This window comes from Pseudomonas sp. Irchel s3h9 (genome assembly GCF_900187475.1).
Classification (GTDB): Bacteria; Pseudomonadota; Gammaproteobacteria; order Pseudomonadales; family Pseudomonadaceae; genus Aquipseudomonas; species Aquipseudomonas neuropathica.
Genome location: NZ_FYDH01000006.1, coordinates 168672 through 180845 on the forward strand (window position 1 = coordinate 168672; position 12174 = coordinate 180845).

11 protein-coding genes are annotated in these 12174 nt (G+C 59.7%); 9 read left to right on the forward strand and 2 right to left on the reverse strand.

Going from position 1 to position 12174, the window contains the following annotated elements; all coding sequences use genetic code 11:
- Positions 1-31: 31 nt before the first annotated feature.
- Positions 32-2386, reverse strand: a complete 2355-nt coding sequence (locus CKW26_RS12170; RefSeq protein WP_095048761.1) for a hybrid sensor histidine kinase/response regulator — start codon at positions 2384-2386, stop codon at positions 32-34.
- A 304-nt stretch (positions 2387-2690) separates the two neighbouring features.
- On the opposite strand from CKW26_RS12170, the gene CKW26_RS12175 reads away from it, so the two are divergent.
- The 4 genes from CKW26_RS12175 to CKW26_RS12190 all read left to right on the forward strand — a co-directional run bounded on the left by CKW26_RS12175 (position 2691) and on the right by CKW26_RS12190 (position 6209).
- Entirely contained in the window at positions 2691-3488 is a 798-nt protein-coding gene (locus CKW26_RS12175; RefSeq protein WP_007909650.1) for a hydroxymethylpyrimidine/phosphomethylpyrimidine kinase, read from the forward strand.
- A gap of 18 nt (positions 3489-3506) precedes the next feature.
- Positions 3507-4130 carry a thiamine phosphate synthase gene (thiE, locus tag CKW26_RS12180; RefSeq protein ID WP_095048762.1) on the forward strand — a complete coding sequence of 208 codons (624 nt, stop codon included), beginning with the start codon at positions 3507-3509 and terminating at the stop codon, positions 4128-4130.
- Positions 4131-4145: 15 nt separating this feature from the next.
- The gene (gene hemL / locus CKW26_RS12185) at positions 4146-5429 is read left to right on the forward strand and encodes a glutamate-1-semialdehyde 2,1-aminomutase (RefSeq protein WP_093434628.1); all 1284 of its coding nucleotides are present in this window, start codon (positions 4146-4148) and stop codon (positions 5427-5429) included.
- Positions 5430-5654: 225 nt separating this feature from the next.
- Positions 5655-6209, forward strand: coding sequence for a tetratricopeptide repeat protein (locus CKW26_RS12190; RefSeq protein ID WP_003228518.1), 555 nt, complete (start codon positions 5655-5657; stop codon positions 6207-6209).
- A 64-nt stretch (positions 6210-6273) separates the two neighbouring features.
- On the opposite strand, the gene CKW26_RS12195 is transcribed toward CKW26_RS12190, so the two are convergent.
- Positions 6274-6603, reverse strand: a complete 330-nt coding sequence (locus tag CKW26_RS12195) for a DUF1820 family protein (protein WP_003185742.1) — start codon at positions 6601-6603, stop codon at positions 6274-6276.
- A 133-nt stretch (positions 6604-6736) separates the two neighbouring features.
- Here CKW26_RS12195 and miaB point away from each other — a divergent pair, with 133 nt between their 5' ends.
- The 5 genes from miaB (at position 6737) to lnt (ending at position 12111) form a co-directional block, all read left to right on the forward strand.
- The gene (gene miaB / locus CKW26_RS12200) at positions 6737-8065 is read left to right on the forward strand and encodes a tRNA (N6-isopentenyl adenosine(37)-C2)-methylthiotransferase MiaB (RefSeq protein ID WP_095048763.1); all 1329 of its coding nucleotides are present in this window, start codon (positions 6737-6739) and stop codon (positions 8063-8065) included.
- Positions 8066-8242: 177 nt separating this feature from the next.
- Entirely contained in the window at positions 8243-9241 is a 999-nt protein-coding gene (locus CKW26_RS12205; RefSeq protein WP_095048764.1) for a PhoH family protein, read from the forward strand.
- The gene (gene ybeY, locus CKW26_RS12210; protein WP_064390733.1) at positions 9234-9728 is read left to right on the forward strand and encodes an rRNA maturation RNase YbeY; all 495 of its coding nucleotides are present in this window, start codon (positions 9234-9236) and stop codon (positions 9726-9728) included. Before CKW26_RS12205 ends, ybeY begins: the two co-directional genes overlap by 8 nt.
- 5 nt (positions 9729-9733) lie before the next feature.
- Complete coding sequence (locus CKW26_RS12215) at positions 9734-10573, forward strand: HlyC/CorC family transporter (RefSeq protein ID WP_007909641.1); 840 nt, start codon at positions 9734-9736, stop codon at positions 10571-10573.
- Positions 10574-10587: 14 nt separating this feature from the next.
- Complete coding sequence (gene lnt / locus CKW26_RS12220; RefSeq protein ID WP_095048765.1) at positions 10588-12111, forward strand: apolipoprotein N-acyltransferase; 1524 nt, start codon at positions 10588-10590, stop codon at positions 12109-12111.
- Positions 12112-12174 lie beyond the last annotated feature (63 nt).

Sequence of the window (12174 nt, forward strand, 5' to 3'; positions counted from 1 at the left end):
TATCCGCCGAATTTGCGGCGCTTTTACCCTGTTAGTAGCACAACACCCGCCGCTCCAGCGCAGATTGCAGATCTTCGAATTTTACGGGTTTGTTCAAGTAATCGACCGGCGCCCCCGTTGCGCAAAGCTCTCGGTCGGCAGTTAGCGCCAGCATGAATACCGGCAAGTTCGCGCAGCCCGGCAACGCATGAATCTGGCAGCACAATGACGCGCCGTCGTAAGCCGGCAACTGGCAATCGATCAGCACTGCGTCGAAAGTCTCTCGTTGCAAGCAATCAAATGCCGCCGCGCCGTTGTCGGCGGTACGCACGCGAAAGCCGAGCTTGAGCAACATGCCACGCATCACCAGTTGGTTGACACTGTTGTCATCCACCAGCAGCACCGTGCAGTCCTGCGGCGCACGCACACAATCGTGCGAAGGCGCGACGATCGGCGCAGCTTCAACCGCCGGCAGTTCAAACTCAACGTCCAGTTGAAAACGGCTGCCACGTCCGGGCTCCGAGCGATGAGTGAGCTTGCCGCCGAGCAGCTCAACCAACTGTCGGCAGATCGCCAGCCCCACGCCCAGTCCGCCGTATTCGCGGGTCATCGAACCGTCGAGCTGGAAGAAGCGCTGGTACATCGTCGCCTCGCCCAGATCGGTAAAACCGATGCCGGTGTCGATCACCGCAAACGACAACGCCAGGCGATTGTCCGTCGACGGTTTGCCGGTCACCCGCAGCGCCAGCCCGCCGACGCGGGTGAACTTGATCGCGTTGTCCAGCAGGCATTCCAGGCATTGCGCGAGTTTGGCGCTGTCGCCGTACAGGCGATCTGGCAGGGTCGGCAGCACCTCGACCTTGAAGTCCAGCGACTTGCTCGCCGCGTTGCTGTCGAACTGCACGCGCAACGCTTCGACCACCGCGCGCAGGCTGAAACTGCCCGGCGCAGCCTTGAGCTTGCCGGCCTGCAATTCCGTGAGGGTGAGGATGCCGTTGACCATGCGCATCATGTCCCGCGCGGAACCGGCGGCGGTCTGCTGGTATTGCTCAAGCTCCGGATCCAGCTCGACGGTCTGCATCAGCTCCAGCGAACCGATCACGCCGTTCATCGGTGTGCGCAATTCGTGGGTCAGGGTCGCGAGGAATTCGTCCTTGAGTTTGTTGCTGTGGGCCAGTTGCTGGTTGAGCACTTCGAGTTTCTGCCCGGCGTCATACAGGGTCTTCGCCTGTTGCTCGCGCATCGCATTGATCCGGTCGGCCAGTGCCAGCGACAGCAGCGCCACTTCGATAGCTGAGCCGATCTGGCTGGCATACATGGTCAGGAATACGTTCGGCAGCAGGCCGAGCACCATCAGCGTGTTGACGATGCCGCCGAGCAGAAACGCCGACCACGCGATGATGAAATAGCGCGCCACGCGCAAACCACGCCACCAGGCCAGAATCCCGGCGGCAAAAATCACCACAGTGAAGGTCAGTGCCAATATCGTCGCCAGACGCAGCGACAGTGCGTAACTGGTCATCAGCGACAAACCGACCACCAGCGCACCGAACGCGATCAGTGCAATCAGCAAGCGATCAAGCCAGCGACTATGGTTTTTGGTCTGCAGGAAACTGCGGGCGAACTGACTGCCGAACAGCCCCGCACAGCCGATGAAAAATGGCGTGGCCGCGTTGGCCCACCACGGATTGTCCGGCCAGAAATACTCCACCGCCGCACCGTTCACCGACAGCTGATAAAGGCCAAACGAGGCGATATAGAAGATGTAATAGAGGTAACTGGTGTCGCGCACACTCAGGTAGATGAACAGGTTGTAGACCAGCATCCCCAACAGCACGCCATAAATGATCCCCAGCACATACAGGCGCACCGGCTGATCTTCGAGGTACGCCGTGCTCGACCACAACGTCACCGGCGCCTGAATCGAGCCTTCACTGGCCAGTCGCAGGTACACGGTTTGTTGTTGACCCGGTGCGAAAGCGAGGTCGAACAAATAGTTGTTCTGGCGGATCTCGCGACTGGCGAACGGCAAGGCGTCGCCGGTTTGTCGGACGAGGCGGTAGTCGCCATTGGCGTCGGCCGTATAGAGGTCGAGATGGTCAAGCGGTGGATAAGCCAGTTCCAGCAGCCAGGTGCGCTGGGCGGCGGGATTGCTCGGACGGTAATGCAGGTCAATTTTCAGCCAGAACGCCGAACGCGAGTAACCGGCATTAAGCGTGGCTTTATCGTGGGGTTTGAAATTGCCGGCGGCAGCCTGCGCGCGAACATCGGCAATGCTCGCCTGACCGCTCGGGTCTTCGAACACTTGCAGCGACCGGCCCAGAGGGAGGCTCTGGGTAAATTCGTCGAATTCGACGGCGCTCGCCATGAGGGGCAAGCAGAACAACAACATCAGCAAATAGCGCATTGAAGCCCCAGCGTGGCTCGTCCGGTTGTGTCAGGAAGCCCCCCCATTCCCTTTGAGTAGACGTAAAACCGGTATTACCTGTTATTGGTTTGGATCCAGACTAGCATAGCCGTTGATGGCCATTGAGCACCATTGAAATTTTTCCTACAAAGGCTCTAGAACGGGCGTTCCAGAGCAAAGCAGCGGGCTAGAGCTGTTGAGTTGGTCAACTTGTGACAGCATGGTCGCAATCTCTTGCCGGGTTATCGACCCGCCACAACAGCACTGAACCCGAAAATCAGCTTTGGTGGTAAGCTCGCGCACCATGAATATCTACAGCTCCCGCCCCGTTGTCCTCTGTCTCTCCGGCCACGACCCAAGTGGTGGCGCCGGCTTGCAGGCAGATATCGAAGCCCTGCTCGCGCAGGGTTGCCATGCGGCTCCGGCCGTCACCGCCCTGACCGTGCAAGACACCGTCAACGTCACTGACTTCCGCGTCCTCGACCGTGAGTGGGTGTTGGCTCAAGCCAATGCCGTACTCAACGACTCCGAAGTCGCGGCAGTCAAACTGGGCATGCTCGGTTCGCTGGAAATGGTCGACACCGTTGTCGAACTGCTTTCCGCGCACCCGCACTTGCCGGTGGTCTGCGACCCGGTGCTGCGCGCCGGCGGCGGCGGACGCCTGGGCAAGGACGAGGTGGGTTACGCGATGCGTGAGCGTCTGCTGCCGCTGTCGATCATTGCCACCCCTAACCTTCCTGAAGCGCGAATCCTCGCCGAACTGCCCGAAGGCACTGCGGACGAGTGCGCTGAAAAACTCCTGCCGTTCGTCAAAAACCTGCTGATCACCGGCGGCCATGGCGACGAAACTGAAATCCACAACCGCGTTTACAGCCGCGACGGCCTGCGTGAAACCTTTATCTGCCAGCGTCTGCCGGGCAGCTATCACGGTTCCGGTTGCACACTGGCCAGCGCCCTCGCCGGTCGTCTGGCCCAGGGCGAACACCTGGCCAGCGCTGTGCGCAGTGCTTTGGATTACACCTGGCGCACCCTGCGCGATGCCGAACAACTGGGCAAAGGCCAGTTCGTCCCGCGTCGCCTGCCGCTGGATTTCTGCTCGTAACGTCGTGAGGTCTGCCTGATGAAACTACGTGGCCTGTATGCCATTACCGACAGCCAGTTGCTGGCCGGCAAGTTTCTGTCTTACGTGGAGGCGGCGCTGGAAGGCGGCGTCACCCTGCTGCAATACCGCGACAAGAGCAACGATGAGGCCCGCCGTCTGCGCGAGGCCGAAGCGCTGCGCGATCTGTGCGAGCGCTACAAGACGCAGTTGATCATCAATGATGATGCTGAACTGGCGGCGCGCCTCAACGTTGGCGTGCACCTCGGCCAGACCGACGGCCCGCTGTCGCCGACCCGCGCCCTGCTCGGCTCGAAAGCGATCATCGGTTCGACCTGCCACGCGCAAATCGCGCTGGCCGAACAAGCGGCCAAAGAAGGTGCGAGTTATGTCGCCTTCGGTCGCTTCTTCAACTCCAACACCAAGCCCGGCGCGCCGACCTGCAGCCTCGATCTGCTCGACGAAGCCAAGCGCACGCTGCACCTGCCAATCTGCGCGATTGGCGGCATCACCCTCGACAACGCCGCGCCGCTGGTGGTCCATGGGGTCGACCTGCTCGCCGTAGTCCACGGTCTGTTTGGTGCCGAGAGCACCGCCGAAGTGACCCGCCGCGCCCGCGCGTTCAATGAATTACTGAAAGTCTGATTTGAGAGCCCGATCATGTCTCGTTCCGAAACGCTGTTTGCCAATGCCCAGAAACACATCCCCGGTGGCGTGAACTCGCCCGTTCGTGCGTTCAAGAGCGTTGGCGGCACGCCGCTGTTCTTCAAGCACGCTGAAGGTGCTTACGTTACCGACGAAGACGACAAGCGTTATGTCGATTACGTTGGTTCGTGGGGTCCGATGATCCTCGGCCACAGCCACCCGGACGTGCTGGACGCAGTGCGCAATCAGCTGCAACACGGCTTGTCGTACGGTGCGCCGACCGCGATGGAAACCGAGATGGCCGATCTGGTCTGCTCGCTGGTGCCATCGATGGACATGGTGCGCATGGTCAGCTCCGGCACCGAAGCGACCATGAGCGCGATCCGTCTGGCCCGTGGTTACACCGGCCGTGACAGCATCATCAAGTTCGAGGGCTGCTATCACGGCCACTCCGACAGCCTGCTGGTCAAGGCCGGTTCCGGCGCACTGACCCAGGGCGTACCGAGCTCGGCCGGTGTGCCGGCGGCGTTCGCCAAACACACCCTGACCCTGCCGTTCAACGACATCGACGCGGTTGAGAAGATGCTCACTGAAGTCGGCCAGGAAGTGGCCTGCATCATCGTTGAGCCAGTGGCCGGCAACATGAACTGCGTACCACCAGCGCCGGGCTTCCTAGAAGGCCTGCGCACGCTGTGCGACAAGCATGGCGTGGTGCTGATTTTCGACGAAGTGATGACCGGTTTCCGCGTTGCCCTCGGCGGTGCTCAGGCGTATTACGGGGTCAATCCAGACCTGACCACCTTCGGCAAGATCATCGGTGGCGGCATGCCGGTCGGCTGCTTCGGCGGCAAGCGTGAAATCATGCAGCGTATTGCGCCGCTGGGCCCGGTGTATCAGGCCGGCACGCTGTCGGGTAACCCGCTAGCGATGGCCGCCGGTTTGACCACGCTGCGTTTGATCAGCCGTCCGGGTTTCCACGCCGAGCTGACCGACTACACCACGCGCCTGCTCGATGGCCTGCAACAACGCGCCGATGCTGCTGGCATTCCGTTCGTGACCACGCAGGCTGGCGGCATGTTCGGTCTGTACTTCAGCGGCGCCGACGACATCGTAACCTTTGAAGATGTGATGGCCAGCGACGCTGCCCTGTTCGGTCGCTTCTTCCACCTGATGCTGGAAGGTGGCGTGTACCTGGCGCCGAGCGCCTTCGAAGCCGGGTTTACCTCGATCGCCCACGGCGAAGCCGAGTTGAAACTGACACTGGACGCTGCCGAGCGCGCCTTCGCCGCACTGAAATAACCGCACTACCGCTGACGTTGGCTATCACCAGCGTCAGCATTCACCTACATCGACGCTGTTTTTCCGATGCCCCTGCTAAAAATCTCCCCTAAAGTGGTCGATATATTCCCCGCGCAGCAGAAAAACGAGTAAAGACTTTGTAAGGTTGGCCCTGCTTATTTCATAATGCGCGCTTATTGGATCCCTCGATGGGTCCGCGTGCCCTTCAGAGGTAAGTCGATTCCCATGAACCGCACCGGCCGCACCCTTGCCTTGGGCTGCCTGTTGCTCCTTCAGCCCCTGCTCGCGCATGCACAAGCAGGCGGCAACTCGTTGTTGATCCCGGCGATGGGTCGTTGCACCCTCAATACTCAGCCGCAAGACGTCACGCAGGCACTGGCTGCTTGCCAGAAAGCCGCGGACGAAGGGGATGCGCAAGCGCAATACGAGTTGGGTGAGTTCTACTACGACGGCAAGAATGCCCCGCGCGACCTCAATCAAGCCTTGAGCTATTTCGAAAAAGCCTCGTTGCAAGGCCACGCTCAGGCGCAATTCAAACTTGGCACCATGTTCTTCCACGGTGAAGGCGTGCAGGCCAACAATATTCAGGCGTACATCGTGCTGAAGATGGCCGCGGTCAACGGCGCTGAAGACGCGCTGGACACGGCCGACGAAGTCTCCGAAAAAATGTCCCGCGAAGACCTTGAAACCGCGACCCAGGTGCTCGGGCAAATTTTCCGTAAATACCTGATGGAACTGCAGAGCGCCGATGGGCGTACGCCGTTTTCGCCTCTTCCCTGATTTCTCTATAGATTTTTCTGGCCTCTTCGCGAGCAGGTCGAATGGAGCGACGCGGTCTTGAAGCTTACTTCTCAGGCATCGGCATCGGAAACGGCATCACATTGCCGACCGCGCCGCGGGCTTCGCTGATTTTCGGCGTGCCCAGACGTTCCACTTCATCGATGCGCACAATCGAATGCATCGGCACAAAGCTGCGCACCACGCCTTCGAACTGCGCCTTGAGCTTTTCTTCGCTCGGATCGACGACCACTTGCGTGCGCTCGCCAAAGACGAACTCTTCCACTTCCAGAAAGCCCCACAGATCACTTTGATAGATCTGCTTGGCGTACATTTCGAACACCTGGCCCTGGTTGAGGAAAATCACCTTATAGATTGGAGCTTCGCGTTTGGTCATGGCGGGGGGATAACATCGGGGATAAAAATGAGGGCGCAAACTATAGCATAGCCACCGGACGCGCAGCGGTAGGAACCTGAAGGCTTGTTCCCTATAATGCGCGGTTCTTTGAATCACGTGATGACCCTAATCCATGGCCAAGAAGCTTTACATCGAAACCCACGGTTGCCAGATGAACGAGTACGACAGCTCGCGCATGGTCGATCTGCTGGGTGAACATCAGGCCCTGGAAGTCACCGCGCGTGCTGAAGACGCCGACGTGATTCTGCTCAACACCTGCTCGATCCGCGAGCGCGCCCAGGATCGCGTGTATTCGCAGCTCGGCCGCTGGCGCGAACTGAAACTGGCCAACCCAGAGATGGTGATCGCCGTTGGCGGTTGTGTGGCCAGCCAGGAAGGCGCGGCGATTCGTGATCGCGCGCCGTACGTCGACGTGGTCTTCGGCCCGCAGACCCTGCACCGCCTGCCGGAAATGATCGACGCCGCGCGTATCACCAAGCTGCCGCAAGTCGACGTTTCGTTCCCGGAAATCGAAAAATTCGACCATTTGCCCGAGCCGCGTATTGATGGCCCGAGCGCTTATGTGTCGGTGATGGAAGGTTGCAGCAAGTACTGTACGTTCTGCGTGGTGCCTTACACCCGTGGCGAAGAAGTCAGCCGGCCATTCGATGACGTGGTCGCCGAAGTCATTCACCTCGCCGAAAACGGCGTGCGTGAAGTGACGCTGCTGGGGCAGAACGTCAATGGCTATCGCGGTACGACCCATGACGGACGTCTGGCTGATCTCGCCGAATTGATCCGTGTTGTCGCCGCCATCGACGGCATCGACCGCATTCGCTACACCACTTCGCACCCGTTGGAATTCTCCGACAGCCTGATCCAGGCCCACGCCGACGTCCCGGAACTGGTCAAGCATCTGCACTTGCCGGTGCAATCGGGTTCCGACCGGATTCTCGCGGCGATGAAGCGCAACCACACGGCGCTGGAGTACAAATCCAAGCTGCGCAAACTGCGTGCGGCGGTACCGGGCATCTGCATCAGTTCGGACTTCATCGTCGGCTTCCCCGGCGAGACCGAGAAAGACTTCGAACAGACGATGAAGCTGATTGCCGATGTCGGTTTCGACTTCTCCTACTCGTTCGTTTACAGCCAGCGCCCGGGTACCCCGGCGGCCGATCTGGCCGACGAGACCCCGGAAGAGTTGAAAAAGGAACGCCTGAACGCCCTGCAACATCGCCTGAATCAGCAAGGCTTTGAGATCAGCCGACAAATGGTCGGCTCGATCCAGCGCATTCTGGTCACCGACTATTCGAAGAAAGACCCGGGCGAGCTGCAAGGGCGCACCGAGAATAATCGAATCGTCAACTTCCGCTGCGACAATCCGACCCTGATCGGCCAGTTCGCCGATGTGCACATCGACGCGGCGCAACCGCACTCGCTGCGTGGCTCGCTGATCCAATAAATGCAAAAGATCGCAGCCTTCGGCAGCTCCTACATGGATTACATTCCCCTGTAGGAGCTGCCGGAGGCTGCGATCTTGGCGGTCTCGACGCCAAGAATATTTAAGAGCTTTCGCACCCAGGCCTCTGGCGTTATCCTTGATTTCATCTTAATTGCCCCAGGGCGGCTAAATACGACCTTGAACGCACCCATAGAACCACATCGTTTTATCCTCGAGCCTTTTGAGGCTCGCCGCTTCGCCAATCTGTGCGGGCAATTCGACGAGCATTTGCGCTTGATCGAACAGCGCCTGACCATCGAGATCCGCAACCGCGGAAACCAGTTCGAGTTGATCGGCGACCCCAAGCACACCACGTCTGCGGAAAACCTGCTGCGCCGCCTGTATCGGGAAACCAAAGGTACTGAGCTGTCGCCGGACCTCGTGCACCTGTTCCTCCAGGAATCGGCCGTGGTCGAGCTGGACAATCACGCCCCCGCCGAAGCCTCTGTCGCCCTGCGCACCAAGAAAGGCATGATTCGCCCACGCGGCTTGAATCAACTGCGCTATGTGAAGGAAATCCTCGGTAACGACATCAACTTCGGCATCGGTCCGGCCGGTACCGGCAAGACCTATCTGGCCGTGGCCTGCGCTGTCGATGCTCTGGAACGCGAGCAGATCCGCCGCATCCTGCTGGTGCGTCCGGCGGTTGAAGCGGGTGAAAAACTCGGCTTCCTGCCCGGCGACCTGTCGCAGAAGATCGACCCGTACCTGCGCCCGCTCTACGACGCACTCTACGAGATGCTCGGCTTTGAATACGTGGCCAAGCTGATCGAACGCCAGGTGATTGAAGTTGCGCCGCTGGCCTACATGCGCGGTCGCACGCTGAATAACAGCTTCATCATTCTCGACGAAAGCCAGAACACCACCGTCGAACAGATGAAGATGTTCCTGACCCGGATCGGCTTCGGCTCCACCGCAGTCATCACCGGTGACATCACCCAGGTCGACCTGCCGCGTGGCACCAAGTCCGGCCTGCATCATGTGATCGAAGTGCTCAAAGACGTGCCGGGCATCAGCTTCACACACTTCCAGCCAAAAGACGTCGTGCGCCATCCTTTGGTCCAGCGGATCGTCGAAGCCTACGAGCGCTTCGAAAACCGTGACGAAGCACCCAAGGACACCTCGCGAAATGCTTGAGCTAGACCTGCAAATCGCGACTGAAGCGAACGCGCCGAGTGAAGCCGACTTCCGCCTGTGGTGCGAACTTGCCCTGCGCCAGCGCACCGCCGACTCGGAAATGACCATTCGTCTGGTCGATGAGGAAGAAGGCCGCGAGCTCAATCACACCTGGCGCCACAAGGATTACGCGACCAACGTCCTGTCGTTCCCGGCCGAAGTACCCGACGAGTTTCTCGACATTCCATTGCTAGGCGATCTGGTGATCTGCGTGGCGGTGGTCGAGCGTGAAGCCGCCGAACAAGGCAAGGAACTAAAGGCCCACTGGGCACATCTGGTCATTCACGGCTGCTTGCATCTGCTGGGTTACGACCATATAGATGACGAAGAAGCTGAAGAAATGGAAGCACTGGAACGCGAGTTGCTTGCCGAACTGGGCTACCCCGATCCGTATGCGGACGACGAACCCGAAACATCCCCTATCGTTACAACAAAGGATTCAGAGTAATCGCTATGAGCGAAGATCGATCGAGCAACGGGCAGAAGTCATGGCTGGGTAAACTGACCCAGGCTTTTGCCCACGAGCCGAAGAACCGTCAGGAGCTTCTCGAGCTGCTGCGTGATGCACATCAGAACAAACTGCTGGACAGCGAAGCGCTGGCCATCGTCGAAGGCGCCATTCAGGTGGCTGACCTGCAAGTACGCGACATCATGGTGCCGCGTTCGCAGATGATCAGCATCAAGGCGACCCAGACACCCCGTGAATTCCTCCCGGCCGTGGTCGACTCGGCCCACTCGCGCTATCCGGTGATCGGCGAAAGCCATGACGACGTGATGGGCGTACTGCTGGCCAAGGATCTGCTGCCGCTGATCCTCAAGGAAAACGGCGACAGCTTCAACATCAAGGATCTGCTGCGCCCGGCCACCTTCGTGCCGGAGTCCAAGCGCCTGAACGTGTTGTTGCGTGAATTCCGCGCCAACCACAACCACATGGCCATCGTCATCGACGAATACGGCGGCGTGGCCGGTCTGGTAACGATTGAAGACGTGCTGGAACAGATCGTTGGCGACATCGAAGACGAGCACGACGTCGAAGAAGACAGCTACATCAAGCCACTGCCCAGCGGTGACTTCCTGATCAAGGCGCTGACGCCGATCGAGAACTTCAACGAGTTTTTCGACAGCGAGTTCTCCGACGATGAATTCGACACCGTCGGCGGTCTGGTGATGAGCGCGTTCGGGCACTTGCCAAAACGCAACGAAATCACTGAAATCGGCGCCTATCGTTTCCGCATCCTGAACGCCGACAGCCGTCGGATTCATTTGCTGCGACTGACGCCAATTGCTCGTTAATTCTAAGGACTGAAATGCGCTGGACAACCCGCCCCGGCTGGCCCGGTAACCTGCTGGCCGTGGCGGCCGGTGCAATCACCACCTTCGCTCTAGCACCTTTCAACATCTGGCCGCTGGCTTTGCTGGCGGTCGGCTTGTTCTATGCCGGTTTGCGCGAGCTGAGTCCGCGTCAGGCACTGGGCCGTGGCTGGTGCTTCGGTTTCGGCCTGTTTGGTGCCGGCACCAGCTGGATCTATTACAGCATCCACCATTTCGGCGGCGCTTCGGTGCTGTTGGCCGGGTTCCTGATGCTGCTGTTTACGGCGGCGATTGCCTGGTTCTTCGCCTTGCCGGCCTGGTTATGGGCGCGCTGGTTGCGCCGTAACGAAGCACCTGTGGCTGATGCCTTGGCGTTCGCTGCCTTGTGGGTCGGCCAGGAAGCGTTTCGTGGCTGGTTCCTCACCGGCTTCCCATGGCTGTACTCGGGTTACAGCCAGCTCGATGGCCCATTGGCCGGACTCGCTCCAGTGGGTGGCATGTGGCTGGTGTCGTTCGTTCTGGCACTGACCGCTGCACTGATCTACAACGCCCCACGCCTGCTGCAAACCGGCCGCAAAGGTTTTGTTGCCGCAGGTTTGGTGCTGCTGGTTGGCCCTTGGGTGGCCGGCACTGCGCTCAAGGGCCATGCCTGGACCAGCCCCTCCGGCGCGCCGCTGAGTGTTGCCGCGATTCAGGGTAACGTCGCGCAAAGCATGAAATGGGATCCGGCTGAGCTCAACGCGCAGTTGGCTTTGTATCGCGATTTGAGCTTCCGCTCGAAACCGGTGGACCTGCTGATCTGGCCGGAAACCGCCGTGCCGGTATTGAAGGAGTCCGCCGAGGGCTACCTGACCATGATGGGCACCTTCGCCGCCGAGCGTAAATCGGCGCTGATCACTGGTGTACCGATCCGCGAAACCGTTCGTCACGAAAAACGCTTCTTCAATGGCATCACCGTGGTCGGCGAAGGCGACGGTACTTATCTGAAACAGAAACTGGTGCCCTTCGGCGAATACGTGCCACTGCAGGATGTATTGCGCGGGCTGATCGCCTTCTTCGACCTGCCAATGTCCGACTTTGCCCGTGGCCCGGCCGATCAGGCGTTGTTGCAGGCCAAGGGTTATCAGATCGCACCGTTTATCTGCTACGAAGTGGTGTATCCGGAATTTGCCGCCAGCCTGTCGGCGCGCAGTGATTTGCTGCTGACGATCAGCAATGACACCTGGTTCGGTACCTCGATCGGTCCGCTGCAACATTTGCAGATGGCGCAGATGCGCGCGCTTGAGGCTGGGCGCTGGATGATTCGTGCAACCAACAACGGTGTGACCGGACTGATCAACCCGTTCGGACAGATCACCGAGCAGATTCCGCAGTTCGAACAAGGGATTTTGTACGGTGAAGTGGTACCGATGCACAACCTGACGCCGTACCTGCAATGGCGCTCGTGGCCATTGATCATTGTCTGCTTGCTGTTGTTTGGCTGGGCACTGATGGCGAGCCGGATGTCGAAAACCCTTTAAAGCCTCCTACAATGATCGCTCCCACGCTCCACGTGGGAATGCCGCCGGGGACGCTCCGCGTTC

Excerpts from the sequence above, each read along its gene's own strand:
- CKW26_RS12170 (WP_095048761.1), bottom strand. The coding sequence starts at position 2,386 with ATGCGCTATTTGCTGATGTTGTTGTTCTGCTTGCCCCTCATGGCGAGC.
- CKW26_RS12175 (WP_007909650.1), top strand. The coding sequence starts at position 2,691 with ATGAATATCTACAGCTCCCGCCCCGTTGTCCTCTGTCTCTCCGGCCAC.
- thiE (WP_095048762.1), top strand. The coding sequence starts at position 3,507 with ATGAAACTACGTGGCCTGTATGCCATTACCGACAGCCAGTTGCTGGCC.
- hemL (WP_093434628.1), top strand. The coding sequence starts at position 4,146 with ATGTCTCGTTCCGAAACGCTGTTTGCCAATGCCCAGAAACACATCCCC.
- CKW26_RS12190 (WP_003228518.1), top strand. The coding sequence starts at position 5,655 with ATGAACCGCACCGGCCGCACCCTTGCCTTGGGCTGCCTGTTGCTCCTT.
- CKW26_RS12195 (WP_003185742.1), bottom strand. The coding sequence starts at position 6,603 with ATGACCAAACGCGAAGCTCCAATCTATAAGGTGATTTTCCTCAACCAG.
- miaB (WP_095048763.1), top strand. The coding sequence starts at position 6,737 with ATGGCCAAGAAGCTTTACATCGAAACCCACGGTTGCCAGATGAACGAG.
- ybeY (WP_064390733.1), top strand. The coding sequence starts at position 9,234 with ATGCTTGAGCTAGACCTGCAAATCGCGACTGAAGCGAACGCGCCGAGT.
- CKW26_RS12215 (WP_007909641.1), top strand. The coding sequence starts at position 9,734 with ATGAGCGAAGATCGATCGAGCAACGGGCAGAAGTCATGGCTGGGTAAA.
- lnt (WP_095048765.1), top strand. The coding sequence starts at position 10,588 with ATGCGCTGGACAACCCGCCCCGGCTGGCCCGGTAACCTGCTGGCCGTG.